Annotated in this window: 16 protein-coding genes and 1 tRNA gene; 11 read left to right on the top strand and 6 right to left on the bottom strand. The window is 68.7% G+C overall.

Annotation, left to right across the window (positions count from 1 at the left end; all coding sequences use genetic code 11):
- The 5 genes from BUE42_RS17985 to BUE42_RS17965 form a co-directional block, all read left to right on the top strand.
- A partial coding sequence (locus BUE42_RS17985) for a beta strand repeat-containing protein (protein WP_304442385.1) occupies nt 1-4,155 on the top strand: 4,155 nt, incomplete at its 5' end.
- Between the two features lie 207 nt (nt 4,156-4,362).
- On the top strand, nt 4,363-6,378 hold the full coding sequence (locus BUE42_RS17980) for a DEAD/DEAH box helicase (protein WP_073466638.1): 2,016 nt from the start codon (nt 4,363-4,365) through the stop codon (nt 6,376-6,378).
- A gap of 80 nt (nt 6,379-6,458) precedes the next feature.
- On the top strand, nt 6,459-7,196 hold the full coding sequence (locus BUE42_RS17975; RefSeq protein WP_073466637.1) for an SGNH/GDSL hydrolase family protein: 738 nt from the start codon (nt 6,459-6,461) through the stop codon (nt 7,194-7,196).
- A gap of 112 nt (nt 7,197-7,308) precedes the next feature.
- The gene (locus BUE42_RS17970) at nt 7,309-7,872 is read left to right on the top strand and encodes a hemerythrin domain-containing protein (protein WP_073466636.1); all 564 of its coding nucleotides are present in this window, start codon (nt 7,309-7,311) and stop codon (nt 7,870-7,872) included.
- Nucleotides 7,873-7,879: 7 nt separating this feature from the next.
- The gene (locus BUE42_RS17965) at nt 7,880-9,544 is read left to right on the top strand and encodes a thiamine pyrophosphate-dependent enzyme (RefSeq protein ID WP_073466635.1); all 1,665 of its coding nucleotides are present in this window, start codon (nt 7,880-7,882) and stop codon (nt 9,542-9,544) included.
- 21 nt (nt 9,545-9,565) lie between these two features.
- Here BUE42_RS17965 and BUE42_RS17960 read toward each other — a convergent pair.
- The 6 genes from BUE42_RS17960 to cysS all read right to left on the bottom strand — a co-directional run bounded on the left by BUE42_RS17960 (nt 9,566) and on the right by cysS (nt 15,444).
- Nucleotides 9,566-9,658, bottom strand: a tRNA-Ser gene (locus BUE42_RS17960).
- Nucleotides 9,659-9,695: 37 nt separating this feature from the next.
- Nucleotides 9,696-10,964, bottom strand: coding sequence for an aspartate kinase (locus BUE42_RS17955; protein WP_073466634.1), 1,269 nt, complete (start codon nt 10,962-10,964; stop codon nt 9,696-9,698).
- Between the two features lie 84 nt (nt 10,965-11,048).
- Entirely contained in the window at nt 11,049-12,365 is a 1,317-nt protein-coding gene (tilS, locus tag BUE42_RS17950) for a tRNA lysidine(34) synthetase TilS (RefSeq protein ID WP_073466633.1), read from the bottom strand.
- Nucleotides 12,366-12,372: 7 nt separating this feature from the next.
- The gene (locus BUE42_RS17945) at nt 12,373-13,344 is read right to left on the bottom strand and encodes an acetyl-CoA carboxylase carboxyltransferase subunit alpha (RefSeq protein WP_073466632.1); all 972 of its coding nucleotides are present in this window, start codon (nt 13,342-13,344) and stop codon (nt 12,373-12,375) included.
- Nucleotides 13,345-13,410: 66 nt separating this feature from the next.
- Nucleotides 13,411-14,052, bottom strand: coding sequence for a DNA-3-methyladenine glycosylase family protein (locus BUE42_RS17940; protein ID WP_073466631.1), 642 nt, complete (start codon nt 14,050-14,052; stop codon nt 13,411-13,413).
- 3 nt (nt 14,053-14,055) lie between these two features.
- On the bottom strand, nt 14,056-15,444 hold the full coding sequence (gene cysS / locus BUE42_RS17935; RefSeq protein WP_073466630.1) for a cysteine--tRNA ligase: 1,389 nt from the start codon (nt 15,442-15,444) through the stop codon (nt 14,056-14,058).
- A 156-nt stretch (nt 15,445-15,600) separates the two neighbouring features.
- Here cysS and BUE42_RS17930 point away from each other — a divergent pair, with 156 nt between their 5' ends.
- From BUE42_RS17930 to BUE42_RS17905, 6 genes are read left to right on the top strand one after another with little or no spacing between them, the layout of a single operon-like run.
- Nucleotides 15,601-16,674 (top strand): tetratricopeptide repeat protein, encoded by a 1,074-nt coding sequence (locus tag BUE42_RS17930; RefSeq protein ID WP_073466629.1) that lies wholly within the window; start codon nt 15,601-15,603, stop codon nt 16,672-16,674.
- Nucleotides 16,671-17,921 (top strand): L,D-transpeptidase family protein, encoded by a 1,251-nt coding sequence (locus BUE42_RS17925; RefSeq protein WP_235002422.1) that lies wholly within the window; start codon nt 16,671-16,673, stop codon nt 17,919-17,921. Before BUE42_RS17930 ends, BUE42_RS17925 begins: the two co-directional genes overlap by 4 nt.
- Nucleotides 17,922-17,938: 17 nt before the next feature.
- Complete coding sequence (locus tag BUE42_RS17920) at nt 17,939-18,502, top strand: peptidylprolyl isomerase (protein WP_143171589.1); 564 nt, start codon at nt 17,939-17,941, stop codon at nt 18,500-18,502.
- Between the two features lies 1 nt (nt 18,503).
- Nucleotides 18,504-19,004: a peptidylprolyl isomerase gene (locus BUE42_RS17915; RefSeq protein ID WP_073466627.1), complete on the top strand. Its 501-nt coding sequence runs from the start codon at nt 18,504-18,506 to the stop codon at nt 19,002-19,004.
- A 52-nt stretch (nt 19,005-19,056) separates the two neighbouring features.
- Nucleotides 19,057-19,869: a UDP-2,3-diacylglucosamine diphosphatase gene (locus BUE42_RS17910; RefSeq protein WP_073466626.1), complete on the top strand. Its 813-nt coding sequence runs from the start codon at nt 19,057-19,059 to the stop codon at nt 19,867-19,869.
- Nucleotides 19,870-19,878: 9 nt separating this feature from the next.
- Nucleotides 19,879-20,694: a M90 family metallopeptidase gene (locus BUE42_RS17905; RefSeq protein WP_369822978.1), complete on the top strand. Its 816-nt coding sequence runs from the start codon at nt 19,879-19,881 to the stop codon at nt 20,692-20,694.
- The last annotated feature ends 21 nt before the right edge of the window (nt 20,695-20,715 follow it).

Genomic DNA, 20,715 nt, shown 5'->3' with positions numbered 1-20,715 from the left:
GAACAGATCCGCTTCGACGACGGCACGACCTGGAGCGTCACCGATGTGAAGGCACGGCTGCTGGTCAGCGCGACGAGTGGGAACGACACCATCACGGCCTACGCAACGGATGACGCCGTCGCAGGGCTGGGCGGAGACGACGCGCTGTATGGCCGCGACGGCAACGACACGCTCGACGGCGGCGACGGGGGCGACTCGCTGAACGGCGAGAACGGCAACGACTCGCTGATCGGCGGGGCCGGGGCCGATGCGCTCACCGGCGGTGTCGGCGCCGACACGCTGCTGGGCGGTGATGGCAACGACAACCTGTATGGCGATGGCCAGTACGGTGGCAGTGGCGGCAACGACGTGCTCGATGGCGGCGCCGGCAACGACTACCTCGTCGGCGGCTTCGGCAGCGACACCTATCGCTTCGGCCGAGGTGACGGACAGGACAGCATCAACAACGACTCCGACGGCTGGAACGGCAGCGCCGACCCGACCGTCGGCAAGGCCGATGTGCTGCAGTTCAAGGCAGGCGTGCTCAGCAGCGATGTGTCGTTGGCCCGCAGTGGCGACAGCCTGATCGTCACCATCAATGGCACGACGGATCAGGTCACGATCTCGAACTACTTCAACGGTGACGGCGTCAGTGCGCGCACCTGGGCGGTCGAACAGATCCGCTTCGACGATGGCACTTCGTGGAGCGTCACCGATGTGAAGGCACGGCTGCTGGTCAGCGCCACCAGCGGGAACGACACCATCACGGCCTATGCGACGGATGACGCCGTCGCGGGCCTGGGCGGTGACGACGCGCTGTATGGCCGCGACGGCAACGACACGCTCGATGGCGGTGACGGTGGCGACTCGCTGAACGGAGAGAACGGCAACGACTCGCTGATCGGCGGCGCCGGCGCCGATGCGCTCACAGGCGGTGTCGGTGCCGACACGCTGCTCGGTGGCGACGGCAACGACAACCTGTACGGCGATGGTCAGTACGGTGGCAATGGCGGCAACGACGTGCTCGATGGCGGCGCCGGCAACGACTACCTCGTTGGCGGCTTCGGCAGCGACACGTATCGCTTTGGTCGCGGTGATGGTCAGGACAGCATCAACAACGACTCCGACGGCTGGAACGGCAGTGCCGACCCGACTGTCGGCAAGACCGACGTGTTGCAGTTCAAGGCCGGCGTGCTCAGCAGCGATGTGTCGCTGACCCGAAGCGGTGACAACCTGATCGTCAAGATCAACGGCACGACCGATCAGGTCACGATCTCGAACTACTTTGTCGGCGACGGCGTCAGCACGCGCGGCTGGGCGGTCGAATTGATCCGCTTCGACGACGGCACGACCTGGGACCTGGCCGCCGTGAAGGCCCGGACGCTCGCCACCGCCGGGGACGACACCATCACCGGCTTTGCCACCGATGACAACCTGTTCGGCCTGGGCGGCAACGACGTGATCTACGGACGCGATGGCAACGACACGCTCGACGGCGGGGACGGCGGCGACTCGCTGAACGGCGAGAACGGCAACGACTCGCTGATTGGCGGGGCCGGGGTCGATGCGCTGACCGGTGGCGTCGGCGCCGACACGCTGCTCGGCGGTGACGGCAACGACAACCTGTACGGCGACGGCCAATACGGCGGCAACGGTGGCAACGACGTGCTCGACGGTGGGGCCGGCAACGATTACCTCGTTGGCGGTTTCGGCAGCGACACGTATCGCTTCGGTCGCGGTGATGGCCAGGACAGCATCAACAACGACTCTGATGGCTGGAACGGCAGCGCCGATCCCACCGTCGGCAAGGCCGATGTGCTGCAGTTCAAGGCCGGGGTGCTGACCAGCGATGTTGCGCTGACCCGCAGCGGTGACAACCTGATCGTCAAGATCAACGGCACGACCGACCAGGTCACGATCTCGAACTACTTCAACGGTGATGGCGTCAGTGCGCGCACCTGGGCGGTCGAACAGATCCGCTTCGACGATGGCACTTCGTGGAGCGTCGCCGATGTGAAGGCGCGGCTGCTCGTCAGCGCCACCGGCGGGAACGACACCATCACGGCCTACGCGACGGATGACGCCGTCGCAGGCCTGGGCGGTGACGACGCGCTGTACGGCCGCGACGGCAACGACACGCTCGATGGCGGTGACGGTGGCGACTCGCTGAATGGCGAGAACGGCAACGACTCGCTGATCGGCGGCGCCGGGGTCGATGCGCTCACAGGCGGTATCGGTGCCGACACGCTGCTCGGTGGCGACGGCAACGACAACCTGTATGGCGATGGCCAGTACGGTGGCAACGGTGGCAACGACGTGCTCGATGGCGGTGCCGGCAACGACTACCTCGTCGGCGGCTTCGGCAGCGACACGTATCGCTTCGGTCGTGGCGACGGGCAGGACAGCATCAACAACGACTCCGACGGCTGGAACGGCAGCGCCGATCCCACCGTCGGCAAGGCCGATGTGCTGCAGTTCAAGGCCGGGGTGCTGACCAGCGATGTTGCGCTGACCCGCAGCGGCGACAACCTGATCGTCAAGATCAACGGCACGACCGACCAGGTCACGATCTCGAACTACTTCAACGGTGATGGCGTCAGTGCGCGCACCTGGGCCGTCGAACAGATCCGCTTCGACGACGGCACGACCTGGAGCATTGCAGACGTGAAGGCGCGGCTGCTGGTCAGCGCCACCAGTGCGAACGACACCATCACGGCTTACGCGACGGACGACGCCGTCGCTGGCTTGGGCGGTGACGACGTGCTTTACGGCCGTGATGGCAACGACACGCTGGATGGCGGAGACGGTGGCGACTCGTTGAACGGCGAGAACGGCAACGATTCGCTGATCGGCGGCGCCGGGGTCGATGCGCTCACAGGCGGTGTCGGCGCCGACACGCTGCTCGGTGGCGACGGCAACGACAACCTGTATGGCGATGGCCAGTACGGCGGCAATGGCGGCAACGACGTGCTCGATGGTGGGGCCGGCAACGATTACCTCGTTGGCGGTTTCGGCAGCGACACGTACCGCTTCGGCCGCGGTGACGGCCAGGACAGCATCAACAACGACTCCGACGGCTGGAACGGCAGCGCCGATCCCACCGTCGGCAAGGCCGATGTGCTGCAGTTCAAGGCCGGGGTGTTGACCAGCGATGTTGCGCTGACCCGCAGCGGCGACAACCTGATCGTCAAGATCAACGGCAGCACCGACCAAGTCACCGTATCGAACTACTTCAACGGCGATGGCGTCAGTGCGCGCACCTGGGCTGTCGAGCAGATCCGCTTCGACGATGGCACTTCGTGGAGCGTCGCCGACGTGAAGGCGCGGCTGCTCGTCAGCGCGACGAGTGGGAACGACACCATCACCGCCTACGCGACGGATGACGCCGTCGCCGGGCTGGCCGGTGACGACGCGCTGTATGGACGCGACGGCAACGACACACTGGACGGCGGAGACGGCGGAGACTCGCTGAACGGCGAGAACGGCAATGACTCGCTGATCGGTGGCGCCGGCGCCGATGCGCTCACCGGCGGTGTCGGTGCCGACACGCTGTTCGGCGGCGACGGCAACGACAACCTGTATGGCGATGGCCAGTACGGTGGCAACGGCGGCAACGACGTGCTCGATGGTGGGGCCGGCAACGACTACCTCGTCGGCGGCTTCGGCAGCGACACCTACCGCTTCGGCCGCGGCGACGGCCAGGACAGCATCAACAACGACTCCGACGGCTGGAACGGCAGCGCCGACCCCACCGCGGGCAAGCAGGACGTGCTGCAGTTCAAGTCCGGCATCGCCGTTGCCGACGTCGGCCTGACCCGCAGCGGAGACAACCTGCTGCTGAAGGTCAATGGCACGACCGACCAGGTCACGATCTCGAACTACTTCAACAGCAACGGCGCCAGCGCCCGCGGTTGGACGGTCGAATCGATCCGCTTCGACGACGGCACCAGTTGGAGCTACGCCGACGTGCTCGCCCGGATGCAGCAAGGCACGATGGGCATCAGCCTGAGCCAGGCCCACGCGGGGGACGGCAGCGCAGGCCTGCTGGACGCCAAGGCGCAGGGGCTGGTGGAAGCAATGGCGGCATTCGCGCCATCGGCCGCCGGCTTCAGCTCACCGTCGACCCCGCATCCGGCGACGCTGGGGCAGATCCTGGCGGGAGACGGACGGGCGTGACGCAGCGGGCCCCCTCAGCCGCACCCGCCGAGAAAAGTTCACGGGTTGCGGCGGACAACCCGCGGGTCTGCGCCGGGGTCGCACCGCTATCATCCCGAGCAGCCATTTTCACTTGGTGATTAGGTGCGGGTGGTCAGGTCGGGCTGGGCGTTTGCGCGCCCGGCCCGACCGCTTTTGACGACCCGACCTCCGACCTCCGCGAGCACCATGAGCCTTGCCGACCTGCGTGAGGCGCTGAACGCCGAGCTCGCGGCCACCCCCGAGTACTACGACTTCAAGGTGCTGCGCAGCGAACGCGACGGCCCGCTGTGGCGCGTGACGCTGGTGCCCGGCCACGTGCATGCCGAGGGCCAGCGGCCCGGCTCCGCCTCGGCCCAGGCGCTGCTGGACGACAGCCTGGATGGCGCTTCCGCCTGGTGGGGCGCACCGGCCAAGGGCGGTGCCAGCGTGCTGGCCGTGCTGCCCGAAGACGACCAGCTGGTGCTGCAGAACGCGAGCGCCCCGCCGCCGGGCGCCGACTTCCTGATCCGCCTCTACCCGACCCGCTTCCTGAACGCCGTCGCCGACGCCTGGTGGGACACCCCCTGGGCCGAGCGCGCGCTGGCGTGCCTGCCCGACCTGGCCCGGCCGCAGCGCGTCGACGACGGGCCCGCGCTGAGCGGCGCGCCGTTCCGCTGGCTGCGGCCGGCACAGCGCGAGGCGCTGTCGCTGGTGCGGCACGGCAGCGCCTTCCTGTGGGGGCCGCCCGGCACCGGCAAGACGACGACGCTGGGCGTGCTGCTGGCCGAGTACCTCGACACCCGCCCCGCCGCCCGCGTGCTGCTGCTGTCGACCACCAACCAGGCGGTCGACCTGGCGACGCTCGCGATCGACAAGGCGCTGCAGAAGGGCCGGCGAGAGCACTGCCGACCCGCGGTGCAGCGGCTGGGCACGCGCTTCGATGCGGCGGCCTATGCCGGCCGCGAGCACCTGATCCCGACCGACGACCACGACCTGATCGCCCGGCTGGCGCGCGCCGAGGCGGCGCGGCCGTCGTCGCGCGACGCGACTGCGCTGAAGGCCTGGGCCGACCGCGTGGCGGCGCTGCGCGATGAACTGCGCAAGGCCTCGTTGCAGGTGCTGCAGCGCTGCCGGCTCGCCGCGATGACGACCACGCGCGCGGCGTTCACGCTGAAGACGCTGCGCGAGCTGTCGGCTGACGGCGAGCCGCCCTTCGACCTGGTGGTGTTCGACGAGGCCAGCCAGGTGAGCCTGGCGCACGCGCTGGCGCTGATGCCGCTGGGTCGCGCGCGGCTGTTCGCCGGCGACCCGCAGCAGCTCTCGCCGGTGCTGCGCAGCACCGACCGCGCCGCACGCCGCTGGCTGGGCCGCTCGGCCTTTGCGGAGATGCCGCGCGGCGGGCCGTCGGTGGTGCTGCTCGACGAACAGTCGCGCATGGCCGGGCCGATCAGCGAACTGGTCAGCGATCTGTTCTACGACGGCGCGCTGCGCGTGGCGGCCGACACGCAGGCTTCGCCGGAATGGCAGGCGGCGCGTCGGCGAGCGCTGGGCGGGATCGATGCTGACACGCATGTGCACGTGCACCGGCTGAAGACAGACGGCGCGTGGTCGGCGGCCGAACGCGGACCGGTGCGCCGCGAATCGGCCGACGCGATCGCCGAGGCGGTGGCCGGCGCGCTGGCGAGCGGTGAATGGCAGCCGCATGAGCTGATCGTGCTGACGCCATTCCGGGCGCAGCGGGCCTTGATCCGCCAGCGCCTGCGAGCCTGCGGGGTGCCCGAAGCGGTGAAGGTCAGCACCGTTCACCGAGCGCAGGGCAGCGAGGCGCCGGTGGTGCTGTTCGATCCAGCCGATGGCGCGCAGCCCTTCCTGCAGACCGAAGAGGCGCAGCGGCTGGTGAACGTGGTGCTCAGCCGCGCGCAGGCCAAGGTGATCGTCTACCTGTCGCCGGCGGATGCGGCCAACCCGCTGCTCGCGCCGATCGTGCAGCGGATGCGGCTGGCCGGGGATGCGCGCGAGGCGGTGCCGCTGATCGAGCTGGCACGGCGGTCGGACTTCCCGGTCAACGCGATGGGACGGCGCGTGGTCGCGGGCCGGCATACCGGCGAGGTGTGCGGCCTGAGCCCGGACGGCACGCAGTTCTGGTTGGTCAACGAGCGGACCGGGGCCAGGCAGTTGTTCGACGTGGCGTTCTGGCGCGACCGCGCCCGCGATCCGGCATGAGCCGGGCCGTTGGAGCGGAATGCCGTTTGCCGCATCGACGGGCTTGTCGAAGGACAGCCTGTCGAAGGAGAGTTGCAACGATGAAGCGCCCCGGGTGGAAGCGGGCCCTGGTGGCCGGCGCGATGTTTCCGATGGCCGGCGTGCTGGTGCTGCAAGGGCTCAAGATCGCCAGGACCCTGCGGGTCGGCCGCGGCATCATCTCGGCCGCGACGGCGTTCGGCCACCGGCCGACGCAGCCGGGCATGCGCGTGCTGATCATGGGCGACAGCACCGGCGTGGGCGTCGGTGCCCAGGCAGCGCAATCGCTGGCCGCGCTGCTGGCCGCCGACCGCCCCGACGCCGAACTGCTGAACGTGAGCCGCAGCGGCGCACGCCTGGACAACATCGCCGAGCAACTGCGGCACCTGCCACCCCCCCGTCAACGGTGGGACCTGCTGCTGCTGCATGCCGGCGGCAACGACATCCTGCGCGGCACGCCACCGGCGCAGCTGCGGCGCTGCGTCGACGAACTGCTTTCGCAACTCGTTCCGCTGGCGCGCCTGGTGGTATGGCTGGGCCCGCCCGACATCGGCCTGTTGCCGGCGTTCGTGCCGCCGTTCTCGTGGTTGCTGTCGCGGCGCAGCATCCGCGCATGCGAGGTGTTCCGGCAAGGCGCCGAGCGCTTCGGGATTCGCTTCATCGATTTCTGCGAGCCGCGCGAGAAGGCCTTCTTCACGGCCGACCCGTCGCGCTTCATCGCCGCCGACCAGGTGCATCCGACTGCCGAGGGCTACCGCCACTGCTATCGCGTCCTCAGGAAGGCCCTGCCGGAACTGTGAGCACCGCGCGGCAGCGCATGCCGGGAACCGCAGCCCGTCGCGATAGGGAACGCAGCTTGCCGTTCAGCAGCACCGGACGCATGTCGCGCCGGGCAACTGTCGGAGTACCCACATGGCAACGAAAGACTCGGCCAGCAAGGCAAACGCCACGAAACAACGCAGCGGATCGCGCAGCGGCGCCGCGCCCGGCGCTCTGGACGCCATCAAGCTGCTGACGGCGGACCACCGCGACGTGAAGGGCTTGTTCCAGGAGTACCAGCGCCTCGTCGACCACGACGCCGAAGACGACGAGAAGCAGCCGATCGCCGAACAGATCTGCGCGATGCTGTCGGTGCACGCCCAGCTCGAGGAGGAGATCTTCTACCCGGCGGCGAAGGAGGCGATCAAGGACCCCGACCTGGTCGACGAAGCGACGGTGGAGCACGCATCGGCGAAGGACCTGATCGCCCAGCTGCGCGAGTCGAACCCGATCGACGAGTTGTACGACGCGAAGGTGAAGGTGCTCGGCGAGTACATCGACCACCACGTGAAGGAAGAGGAAGGCGAGCTGTTCCCGCAGGCGCGCCGAGCCGGCATGGACCTCGCAGCGCTCGGTGAACGACTTGACCGGCGCCGGATGGAGCTGCTGCAGGAGCTGGGCGTCATCGACGAGGTGAGCGAGGAAGAGGAGGCGTAGCAACCACGTGCTGCGGTCGGCAGCTTTTGCTGCAAGCCACGACAACGCAGCCGGCGGCACGAGCCTCGATGGCCCGCGTTCGCACGACCCGTACGACGCGAAGTTCGACCGGGCGCCGGTGCTGGCCATCACCGGCCTGCCGCACCACGACATCGCGGACACCTTCACGCAGCAGGACGTCGACCACACGAAGCTCTTCGCCGACGTGGCGGAATACACGACGCGCATCATGAGCGCGGCCCATGTGGAGAACGCGGTGGCGCTCGCGTGCCGCATGGCGCTGGCGCGGCGCGGCGTCTCGCACCTCGCGATTCCGACCGACGTACAGGAGCAGGCCTTGCAGTCGGTCAAGTCATCGGCACGCAACGTCGCGCACCATGCCTCGTTCGAGCCCGCCGGGACGCGGCCGCTGCCGACCGAAGCCGACCTCGACCGGGCCGCCGATGTGCTGAACCGCGCGACCCGGGTTGCCGTGCTCGCCGGCCAGGGCGCGATGGGTGCCCGCGAGGTCCTGCTCGACGTGGCGGACCTGCTCGGTGCGCCGATCGTCAAGGCGCTCCTCGGCAAGGCGCTGCTGCCCGACGACCATCCCCACACGACCGGTGGCATCGGCCTGCTGGGCACGCGGCCATCGCAGGAGGTGATGGAAAGCTGCGACGCGCTGCTCATCGTCGGATCGACGTTTCCCTACATCGAGTACTACCCGCGGCCGGGGCAGGCCGCCGGCGTGCAGGTCGATCTCGACGGCGCGCGCATCGGCCTGCGTTTTCCGGTCGACGTGGGTCTCGTGGGCGACGCGCGGGCCACGCTGGAGGCGCTGCGTTCGCGACTGCACCGCAAGGACGACCGCAACTTCCTGCAGACAGCCCAGCAGGCGATGCAGGAATGGCGCCGCCTGCTGCACGATGCGGTCGAGCGGCCTGGCGCGCCGATGAAGCCGGGGCGCATCGCGCGCGACCTGGGCGAGCGCCTGTCGGCCGATGCGATCGTCGCGTGGGATTCGGGTCACAACACCGGCCTGCTGGCCCGTTACTGTGAGGCGCGGGAGGGCCAGCGCTACGGCGGCTCGGGGCTGATGGCGTCGATGGGCTGCGCGCTGCCGTATGCGATTGCCGCGCAGCTGGCGTACCCGGGACGGCAGGTGGTGGCGTTCGCGGGCGACGGCGGCATCACCATGCTGCTCGGCGAACTGGCCACCGTGGTGCGCTACGGCCTGCCGATCAAGATCGTCGTCGTGCGCAACGATTCGCTCGGCCAGATCAAGTGGGAACAGATGATGTTCCTCGGCAACCCCGAATACGAATGCAGCCTGCAGCCGATCGACTTCGTGAAGGTGGCCGAAGGCTTCGGGCTGAAGGCATGGCGTGCCGAACGCGCCGAAGACTGCGCCGGCGTGCTCGATGCGGCGCTGGCGCATGACGGTCCGGCGCTGGCCGAGGCCGTCGTCGATGCCGCCGAGCCCGCTGCTGCCACCGAAGCGCCGGCCTCAGTACGTCGACAACCTGCACAAGGCGTTGGCGGCGGGCACGCCGGGCCGGGAGGCTGTCGAGCGCGCGCTGAAGGAACAGCCGGAGAAGCGGATGCTGGAGCCCTGAGGCAAAAAGCCCGCAACAAAAAAGCCCCGCAACGCAAGGTTGGCGGGGCTTTGATGGTGTTCAGCGCGTTTCTGTGAAGAACTCGCTGGACACTGTTCTGGAGGAGTCGGAGGGATTCGAACCCTCGATTCGCTTTTAAGGCGAATACTCCCTTAGCAGGGGAGCACCTTCGGCCACTCGGTCACGACTCCGGCGAAGACTGCGATTCTAGCCGCAGTTTAGGCGATTTCAGGCGGCGGGCTGCTCCAGATCGAACGCCTTGTGCAGCGAGCGCACCGCCAGCTCCATGTACTTCTCGTCGATCACGACGCTGGTCTTGATCTCGCTGGTGGTGATCATCTGGATGTTGATGCCCTCCTCGCTCAGGCAGCGGAACATCTTGCTCGCCACGCCCACGTGCGAACGCATGCCGATGCCGACGATGCTCACCTTGCAGATCTTGGTGTCGCCCATCACCTGCGCGGCACCGGTCTGCGGCAGCACGGTGTTCTTCAGCAGCTCCATCGTGCGCGTGTAGTCGTTGCGGTGCACGGTGAACGAGAAGTCGGTCTTGCCCTCGTGCGAGATGTTCTGGATGATCACGTCGACGTCGATGTTCGCGTCGGCCACCGGGCCCAGGATCTGGTACGCGATGCCGGGCTTGTCGGGCACGCCCATCACGGTGATCTTGGCCTCGTCGCGGTTGAACGCGATGCCCGACACAACGGCTTGTTCCATTTTCTCGTCTTCCTCAAAGGTGATCAGGGTGCCCGAGCGCGATTCCTCGGTGATGTCGATGTCCCACGGCGTGAAGCTCGACAGCACGCGCAGCGGCACGCGGTACTTGCCGGCGAACTCCACCGAGCGGATCTGCAGCACCTTGGAGCCCAAGCTCGCCATCTCGAGCATCTCTTCGAAGCTGATGGTGTGCAGCCGGCGTGCATCGGGCACGATGCGCGGGTCGGTCGTGTAGACGCCGTCGACGTCGGTGTAGATCAGGCATTCGTCGGCCTTCATCGCGGCCGCCACCGCCACCGCCGAGGTGTCCGAGCCGCCGCGACCCAGCGTCGTGATGTGGCCGTCGGCATCGATGCCCTGGAAGCCGGTGATGACCACCACCTTGCCCTGCGCCAGGTCGGCGCGCACGCGGGCGTCGTCGATGCTCTGGATGCGCGCTTTCGTGAACGAGCTGTCGGTCTGCACCGGCACCTGCCAGCCGGCGTAGCTGACGGCCTGCATCCCCTCGGCCTGCAGCGCGATCGACAGCAGGCCCACCGAGACCTGCTCGCCGGTCGACGCGATCATGTCGAGCTCGCGGTCGACGGCCGTGGTCGGCGAGGCCGGCGACAGCTCTTTCGCGAGGCCGAGCAGGCGGTTCGTCTCGCCGCTCATCGCCGAAGGAACGACCACCATCTGGTGACCGGCGCGGGCCCATTTGGCAACGCGTTTCGCGACATTGCGAATGCGCTCCGTGCTGCCCATGGAGGTGCCGCCGTACTTGTGAACGATGAGTGCCATGAAAGAGGGTCTTGCCGCGAGTGGAGAAAAGGGTCGCGAGTCGATCGCAACCGGGCATTTTAACCGCGCGAAAACGGCGCGGATTCAGGCCTCCGGCAGGGCCGTGCGTCGCCACGCCAGGGCCACCTGCGCCTGCCCCGGCAGGCCGATCACGCGGGCGTCGAGGCCCAGGCCCGGCACGAACACCAGTTGCCCGCCGCTGTAGACCAGCGGGCCGTCGCGCTCCCACGCCGGCACCGCGGCGGCCTGGTACTGCTTCTTCAGGCTGCGCGGCGGCCGGCCCACCCCGGCCTGGAACTGCTCGCCGCCTTCGCGCGCGCGCAACGCCAGCGCACCGAGCCATGCGAGCGGAACGCCATCGCGCTTCACGCGGGTCACGACGAGTTCGCCGCCCCAGCCGGGCAAGGCGTGACGACCGGCGCGCAGCACGCTCAGCGTCGACTCGCGGTCGAGCGCTTCGAGCCCCTGTGCGAGCAGTGCCTGCGAGGCGACGAAACCCAGGCGGCCCCGGTGCACCCGCAACTCGCCGCCGACGGCCGGCCAGGCGCCCTGCCCGCCCAGCTCGTGCTGCAGACGCAGCACGAGGCTGGCCGGTGCCGGCTGACCGATCGTCGCGAGCCAGGTCCGCAGCGCGTTCGATTGCCGCGCTTCGCTCAGCGTGCGCCACTCGCTCACCACGAGGCCGCTCGCATCGGCCACGCGTTCGAGGTCGATGGCCGCCAGTTCGTCGAGCGCGGCCGCAGCCTGCTGCGCCCATCGCGCCGACTGCGCCAGCGAGCCCTCGGCCTGCGGAAATGCCTCCGCCAATGCCGGCCACACGGCGAGCCGCAGCCGGTTGCGGGCGAAGCGCTCGTCGTCATTGCTGTCGTCGTCGATGAAGCGCAGGCGGTGCTTGCGCACATAGGCCTCGATGGCCTCGCGGGGGGTGTCGAGCCAGGGCCGTTCCCAGACCACGCCATCGCGTTCGACGCGGCGCGGCATGCCGGCAAGCCCGGCGACACCGCCGCCGCGCAAGGCCTGCAGCAGCAGCGTCTCGGCCTGGTCGCGCCGGTGGTGGGCCAGCAGCACGAGCCCCGCCTGTTCGGCCAGCGCCATCGTGCGCAAGGCGCCGTAGCGCGCCTGCCGCGCCCAGGCCTCGATGCTGTCGCCGCCGCGCGGCGCGTCGCTCAATCGATGGGAAATGAACCGGACCGGCAGGCCGCGGCGCGCCCAGCGCGCACATTGCTGCTGACCGTGCGCGAGCCACGCATCGGCCTGCGGGCTCAGCCCATGGTGGACATGCAGCGCGAGCACCTCGACACCGGTGCCGAGCGCCACATGCACGGTGGCATGCAGCAGGGCCGTCGAGTCGCGGCCCGCGCTGTAGGCGACCGCGACGCGCTTCGGCGCCAACGTCGCCACGGCGGGGTCAGTGGTCCTTGGTATCGCTGAAGCGGCCGTAGCCGCGCAGGCGCTCGTAGCGGCGCTGCAGCAGTTCCTTCGGCTTCAGGTCGCTGACCTGGCGCAGCGCATCATTCAGCGCACGCTTCAGGAACGACGCCATCTGCTTCGTGTCGCGGTGCGCGCCACCGACCGGCTCGTTGACGATCTTGTCGACCAGGCCCAGCGCCTTCAGCCGATGGGCCGTGATGCCCAGCGCTTCGGCAGCGTCGGACGCACGCTCCGAGGTCTTCCACAGGATCGATGCGCAGCCTTCCGGCGAGATCACCGAGTACACCGAGTACTGCAGCATCAGTACCTGGTCGCCGACGCTGATCGCCAGCGCGCCGCCGGAACCGCCCTCGCCGATGATGGTCGAGATGATCGGCACCTCGAGCTGCGCCATCTCGAAGATATTGCGGCCGATGGCCTCGGATTGCCCGCGCTCTTCGGCACCGATGCCCGGATAGGCCCCCGGCGTGTCGACCAGCGTGAACACCGGCAGGCCGAACTTCTCGGCCAGCTTCATCAGGCGCAGCGCCTTGCGGTAGCCCTCGGGGCGAGACATGCCGAAGTTGCGCGCGGCGCGCTCCTTGGTGTCGCGGCCCTTCTGGTGGCCGACCACCATGCAGGGCTGGCCGTTGAAGCGCGCGAGGCCGCCGACGATCGACTGGTCGTCCGCGAACCCGCGGTCGCCCTTCAGCTCTTGAAAGTCGGTGAAGATCTCGCTGATGTAGTCGAGCGTGTACGGACGCTGCGGATGGCGGGCGATCTGCGTGACCTGCCACGGCGTCAGGCTCGCGTAGACATCTTTCGTGAGCTGCTGGCTCTTCTTGCCCAGGCGGTCGATCTCTTCGGAGATGTCGACGGCCGATTCGCTTTGCACGTAGCGCAGCTCTTCGATCTTGGTTTCGAGTTCGGCAATGGGTTGCTCGAATTCAAGGAAATGGCGTTTGCTCATTTGTCTTGATCCCTGTTCTTGAAGGAGGATGCCCTGGCCCAACGATGGGGGCCGGCTTGCGGGCCGTCAATATGCCACGGCAAGCGGGTCGAGACTGCGCCAAATGTACCATGTGGCCACCGAGCGAAAAGGTACCCAGGCGTCGCCCACTTCACGTGCTTCGGCCCGCGAAACCGGCTCGCCGCTGAAGTAGTTGTGGCTGATGCCCTTGATCAGTCCGGGGTCGTCCAGCGGCAGCACGTTCGGGCGAATCAGGTGGAAGATCAGGAACATCTCGGCGGTCCAGCGGCTGATGCCGCGGATCGCCACCAACTCGTCGACGATCGCCTCGTCGTCCATCTGCTGCCATTGGCGCACGTGCACGCTGCCGGCCTCGAAATGCTGGGCCAGGTCGACGAGGTAGTCGATCTTGCGCGCCGACAACCCGGCCTCGCGCATCTGCGCGGCCTCGATCGCCAGCACCGCGGCCGGCTGGATGCGCTGCGAGCCGCCGTCGAGCAGCGCGGCCACGCGCTCCCACGACGACTGCGCGGCCTTCACCGAACTCTGCTGGCCGACGATCGAACGCGCGAGCGTCGTGAAGGCATCGCCGCGGCTTTGCAGCCGGCCTTCGCCGAACTGCGGGATCAGCTTGCGCATCACGCGGTCGCGCTTGACGAGGTGCCTGCACGCCTCGTCCCAATACTCAGGGGTGACGGAGCGCGCCACGGATCAGGCCTTCATCCAGGTCGTGCCTTGCGCGGAGTCCTGGAGCACGATGCCTTGCGCGAGCAGGGCCTGGCGGATGCTGTCGGCGAGCGCGAAATCGCGCGCCTTCTTCGCATCGGCACGGGCCTGGATCTGCGCCTGGATCGCGGCGTCGTCGAGCGTGCTGCCGGCCTGCAGGTAGCTGCGCGCGTTCTGCTGCAGCAGCCCGAGCGTCGCGGCCAGCCCCTTGAACAGCCCCGCCTGCTCGGGCGAGCGGCTCTTGTTCAGCTCGGTCGCGAGCTCGAACAGCACGGCCACCGCCTCGGGCGTGTTGAAGTCCTCGTTCATCGCGGCATGGAAACGCGCGGCCTGCGGCTGCGTCCAGTCGACCGCGATCTCGGGCACGTCGAGGTCGACCAGCGCGGTGTAGAGCCGGCGCAGCGAGTTGCGCGCATCGTCGAGGTTGGCGGTGCCGAAGTTCAGCGGGCTGCGGTACTGCGTGCGCAGCATGAAGAAGCGGATCGTCTCGCCGTCGTAGTGCTTCAGCACGTCGCGGATGGTGAAGAAGTTGCCGAGCGATTTCGACATCTTCTCGTTCTGGCCCTGGTCGTTGACGACATTCAGGAAACCGTTGTGCATCCACACGTTGACGAAGCGCCCGCCGCTCGCGCCTTCGCTCTGCGCGATCTCATTCTCGTGGTGCGGGAACTGCAGGTCCATGCCGCCGCCGTGGATGTCGAAGTGCTCGCCGAGGATCGCGCAGCTCATCGCCGAGCACTCGATGTGCCAGCCCGGCCGGCCGGCGCCGAACTCGCTTGCCCACTTGGCGTCGTCGGGCTCGGTCGGCTTGGCCGACTTCCACAGCACGAAGTCGAGCGGGTCGTCCTTGCCGTCGAGCACCGCGACGCGCTCGCCGGCGCGCAGCTGGTCGAGCGACTTGCCCGAGAGCTTGCCGTAGCCGTCGAACTTGCGCACCGCGTAGTTCACGTCGCCGTTCGGCGAGCGGTAGGCGTAGCCCTTGCGCTCGAGCGTGGCGATCATCTGCAGCATCTGCGGCACGTACTGCGTCGCGCGCGGCTCGTGCGTGGGGGGCAGGATGCCGAGCGCGGCCACGTCTTCGTGCATCGCGGCCGTCATCTCGTCGGTGAGCTGGCGGATCGGGATGTTGCGTTCGAGCGCGCGCTTGATGATCTTGTCGTCGATGTCGGTGATGTTGCGCACGTACGTGACCTGGTAGCCCAGCGTGCGCATCCAGCGCGCGGCCACGTCGAAGGCCATCATGAAACGCGCGTGACCGACGTGGCACAGGTCGTAGATCGTCATGCCGCACACATACATGCGCACGTGATTCGGTTCGATCGGCGTGAACACCTCGGTCTGACGCGACAAGGTGTTGAAGATGCTCAGGGTCATCGGCGGAGTGCTGCAGTGGAACCGCTCATAGGGCCTGGCCAGCGGGTCGAAGGGCTTGCAGCCACGGGGCTGCTATACAATTTTCGCAGTATAGCGGGCCGTTTCCGCACACCGTTCCGCCCTACGGCGCCCACCCAAAAACCTCGCGGCCACCTGATGACCCCACGCTCCTCGCTCGTCGCCCTGGCCGCGTTCGCCGTGTTCACGATCGCTGGCACCGCGCGAGCCGACGAGTACGGCGATGTCGACAGCCTGCTCGGCGCGGGCCGGCTGGCCGAGGCGAACCAGAAGGCCGACCAGTTCCTGTCGGCCAAGCCCAAGGACGCACGCATGCGCTTCCTGAAGGGCCTGGTGCTGTCGGAGCAAGGCAAGTCGAACGAGGCGATCGCGGTGTTCGTCAAGCTGACCGAAGACCACCCCGAACTGCCCGAGCCGCACAACAACCTGGCGGTGCTGTACAGCAAGCAGGGCCAGTACGAGCAGGCGCGGCGCTCGCTCGAAGCGGCGATCCGCACCAACCCGAGCTACGCGACGGCCTACGAGAACCTCGGCGACGTGTACGCGAAGCTGGCCAGCCAGGCCTATTCGCGCGCGCTGCAGATCGACGGCAGCAGCACCGCCAAGGTCAGCCCGAAGCTCGCGATGATCCGCGACCTGTTCTCGCCGATGACGCGCTCGGAGCCGCCGGTAGCGGTCGCTGCGGCCAAGCCGGCGCCCGTTCCCGTTCCCGCACCAGCCCCGGCACCGGTCGTTGTTGCCGCCGCGCCGAAGCCTGCTCCGGTGCCTGCCCCCGCGCCTGCACCGGTTGCCGCGCCGGCCCCTGCGCCCGTTGCCAAGCCCGTGCCGGCAGCTCCTGCACCCGCACCGACCGCTTCGTCGCCAGCCGCGTCCACTGAAGACACGAAGGACGTGCAAGCCGCCGCGCTCGCGTGGGCCGCGGCCTGGGCGCGCAAGGACATGGACGCCTACTTCGCGTCCTACACCCACGATTTCAACGGCGGCAAGACGCGCGCGGCCTGGGAGGCCGAACGCCGTGCTCGCATCACCAGCAAGCGCAGCATCTCGGTGAACCTGAGCGACTTCGACATCCGCATGCAAGGCGACAAGGCCGTCGTGCAGGTGCGCCAGGCCTACAGCGCCGATGCGCTGAAGGTGTCCAGTCGCAAGCGGCTCGACCTGGTGCGCGTCTCCGGCCGCTGGCTGATCCAGAAGGAAAGCACCGGTTCGTGATCCGACGCCTGCGTGAGTGGTGCCGCCGCGCGGCACTGCCTGTCTGCCTGGCGCTGCAGTGGGCGGCGGGCGTGGCCGTGGCTGCGCCTCCGGCCGCGCTGAAGCCGGCCGTCGCGCGCAGCGGCGTGGCGAGCGCGCCGGCCTCGCCCGAGGCACGGCTGATCGAGGTCTACCAGCTGATCCACGACGGCGACGCCCGCACCGCGCTCGCGCGCGCCGAGGCCCTGACACGCGACGTGCCGAACTTCCAGCTCGCGCAACTGGTGTACGGCGACCTGCTGCTCGCACGCCGGCAACCGCTCGAGGCGATGGGCGCCGCGCCGCCCGAGCTGGCGGCCTCGTCGCCCGACCAGCTCGCGCAGCTGCGCCAGGAGGCCACCGTGCGGCTGGCCGCCCTCACCGAGCGCCCGCCGGCCGATGCGGTGCCGCGCCAGTTCATCGACATCCCGCCGAGCACCCGGCACGCGATCGCCGTCGACGCGAGCCGCTCCCGCCTGTACCTGTTCGCGAACGACGCGAAGGGCCTGCGCCTGATCGCCGACCACTACGTCTCGCTGGGCCGGCTGGGCGTCGACAAGAAAGAGCAAGGCGACCAGCGCACCCCGCTGGGCGCCTACTTCATCACCAGCCGCCTGACGAACCAGCAGGTCGCCGAGTTCTACGGCCCCGGCGCGCTGACGCTGAACTACCCCAACGAATACGACCGCCGGCGCGGCAAGACCGGCGGCGGCATCTGGCTGCACGGCGTGCCACCGACCAACTTCGCACGCGGCCCGCAGACCACCGACGGCTGCGTGGTGCTGGCCAACCCCGACTTGCTGCGCCTGCTGCGCGAGGTGTCGCCGCGGCGCACGCCGGTCGTGATCGCGCCGAAGATCGAGTGGGTGGCGCGCACGCAGGTGGCGCAGGAACGCGTCGCGGCGCATGCGATGGTCGAGCAGTGGCGCATCGCGCGCTCGCAGGGCGACGTCCAGAAACTGCTGGGCTTCTACTCGCCGCAATTCCAGAGCGGCAGCGCCGATCTTGCGCAGTGGTCGCAGATGGTCGACAAGGAACTGCAGGCCACGCGCGGCCGCAGCGCCGAGCTGAAGGAGATGTCGATCCTCTCGTGGCGCGACAGCGGCGAGGTGCTGATCGTCACGTTCGGCGAGGTGCTCAGCGGCCAGCTGACCGGGCCGCTGAAGCGCCAGTACTGGGGCAAGGAAAGTGGACAATGGAAAATATTCTTCGAAGGAGTGATCTTGTGAGAACCCTCAAGTCATGGATGCCGCTGCTGGCGGCCGGCGTGGTCGGCATCGCCGGCCTGACGAGCAGCCTGGCGGCCCACGCCCAGCAGAAGGTGAAGCTCGCGACCTCGCTCGGCGACATCGTCGTCGAGGTCGATGCCGCGAAGGCGCCGAAGTCGGCGGCCAACTTCCTGCAGTACGTGAAGGACGGCCACTACAACGGCACGGTGTTCCACCGCGTCATTCCCGACTTCATGGTCCAGGGTGGCGGCATGACCCCCGACCTGAAGGAAAAGCCCGTGCGCGCGCCGATCCCGCTCGAAGCCCGCAACGGCCTCGACAACACGCGCGGCACCGTCGCGATGGCCCGCACGATGGACCCGAACTCGGCCACCTCGCAGTTCTTCATCAACGTGAAGGACAACGCCTTCCTGAACGCCGCGCAATCGCGCGACGGCAACGGCTATGCGGTGTTCGGCAAGGTCGTCTCGGGCATGGACGTCGTCGACAAGATCCGCGCCGTGCAGACCGGCAGCAAGGGCCCCTACCAGGACGTGCCGGTCCAACCCGTCATCATCAAGCAAGCCACGCTGGAGAAATAACATGAGCAAACTCGTCGACCTGGTCACCAACCACGGCACCATCCGCATCGAACTCGACGACGCCAAGGCGCCGCTGTCGGTCAAGAACTTCCTCTCGTACGTCGAGAAGGGCCACTACAGCGGCACGGTGTTCCACCGCGTCATCAAGGGCTTCATGATCCAGGGCGGCGGCTTCGAGCCCGGCATGAAGCAGAAGCCGACCGACGCGCAGATCCAGAACGAAGCCGGCAACGGCCTGAAGAACGACCAATACACGCTCGCGATGGCGCGCACCAGCGTGCCGCATTCGGCCACCGCCCAGTTCTTCATCAACGCGACCGACAACGACTTCCTGAACTTCAAGTCCGAGACGCCGTCCGGCTGGGGCTATGCGGTGTTCGGCAAGGTCGTGGCGGGCCACGACATCGTCGACAAGATCGAGCAGGTGAAGACCGGCAGCAAGGGCGGCCACAGCGATGTGCCGGTCGAAGACGTCGTGATCACCGAAGCCAAAGTGGTCTGAGCCCGGGGCTCTTCCACCTCGCCGCCCGCCACAACCTGCAGTACGGGGTTCCATGTCGCGCCAGACCGCCGTTGCACCGCCTCCCTTGCCCAGCCTCTGGGAGTACGCAGTGCCGGTCGACTGGCGCAGCGTGGATTTCATCTCCGACCTGCACCTGAGCGCCGACACGCCGCGCACCTTCGACGCCTGGTCGGCCTACCTGCGCACGACCGACGCCGACGCGGTGTTCATCCTCGGCGACCTGTTCGAGGTGTGGGCCGGCGACGACAGCCGCCACGACGAGTTCGAGGCGCGCTGCGCCAACGAGCTGGCCGAGGCGGCCTGCCGCCGCACGGTCGGCTTCATGGCGGGCAACCGCGACTTCCTGGTCGGGCTCGACATGCTGCGCGACTGCGGCGTGCTCGCGCTGCCCGACCCGACGGTGCTGCAGGCCTTCGGGCTGCGCGTGCTGCTGACGCACGGCGACGCGCTGTGCCTGGACGACACCAAGTACCAGCAGTTCCGGGCGCTGGTGCGCAGCGAGGCCTGGCAGCAGGATTTCCTCGCGAAGCCTCTCGACGAGCGCCGCCGCTTTGCGCGCGCGGTGCGCAACGAGAGCGAACAGCTCAAGCGCAATCTTCCGACGCCGATGGACTGGGCCGATGTCGACGGTGCCGCCGCGGTGCGCTGGCTGCACGAAGCGGGCGCGACGACGATGGTGCACGGCCACACCCACCACCCGGGCAGCGAGCCGCTGGCGCCGGGCATGCTGCGCCACGTGCTGAGCGACTGGGAGCTCGACCACCCGCCGCATCGCGCCGAGGTGCTGCGCCTGAGCGCGCGCGGCTTCAGGCGCATCACGCCACCGGGCGTGGCGCTTCCCTGAACCGCCGTGCTGGTGCGCCTGGCTTCGGCGTGGCGGGGGTGGCGCGAGCGCCGCACGCTGGAACGCCGTCCGATTCCCGACGCACTGTGGGCCGAGACGCTCGAGCGCTACCCGTTCCTCGGCGATCTCGATGAGACCGATGCCGCGCAGCTGCGCCGCTTCACGACCCTGTTCCTCGCCGACAAGCAGTTCCACGGCACGCATGGCGTGGTCGTCACCGATGCGATGGCGGTCGCGATCGCCGCGCAGGCCTGCCTGCCGGTGCTGCGGCTCGGGCTCGACTGGTACGACGCCTTCGTGCTGATCGTCGTGCACCCGGACGAGATGCTGGCGAAGCGCGAGATCGTCGACGACGACGGCATCGTGCACGAGTACGAAGAGGCGCTGACCGGCGAGGCGCCCGGCGCCGGGCCGATGACGCTGTCGTGGCGCGACGTCGCCGATGCGCAGGAGAACCCGGAGGACGGCAGCGGCTGGGCCTACAACGTCGTGATCCACGAGTTCGCGCACGTCATCGACATGCGCGATGGCCGCTCCGACGGCATCCCGCCGCTGCCGAGCAAAGAGGCGCACCTGCGCTGGCGCGAGGTGATGCCGGCCAGCTACGAACGCTTTTGCGGCGAGGTCGATCGCGACGAGGACATCTTCATGGACCCGTACGCCGCCGAAGGCCCGGACGAGTTCTTCGCGGTCGCGTGCGAGACCTTCTTCGTCGCGCCGCTCGACCTGCAGGCCTGGGATGCGCCGCTGTACGCGCTGTTGCGCGACTTCTTCGAGCAGGACCCGGCGGCGCGTTTTCCGGTCGCCGATCCAGCCGCGCCATGAGCGCCAGATGAAAAACGGGGC

This window comes from Rhizobacter sp. OV335 (genome assembly GCF_900142965.1).
Classification (GTDB): domain Bacteria; phylum Pseudomonadota; class Gammaproteobacteria; order Burkholderiales; family Burkholderiaceae_C; genus Rhizobacter.
Note: the sequence above shows the minus strand (reverse complement) of the source record. Positions and strands in the feature narration are given on the sequence as shown.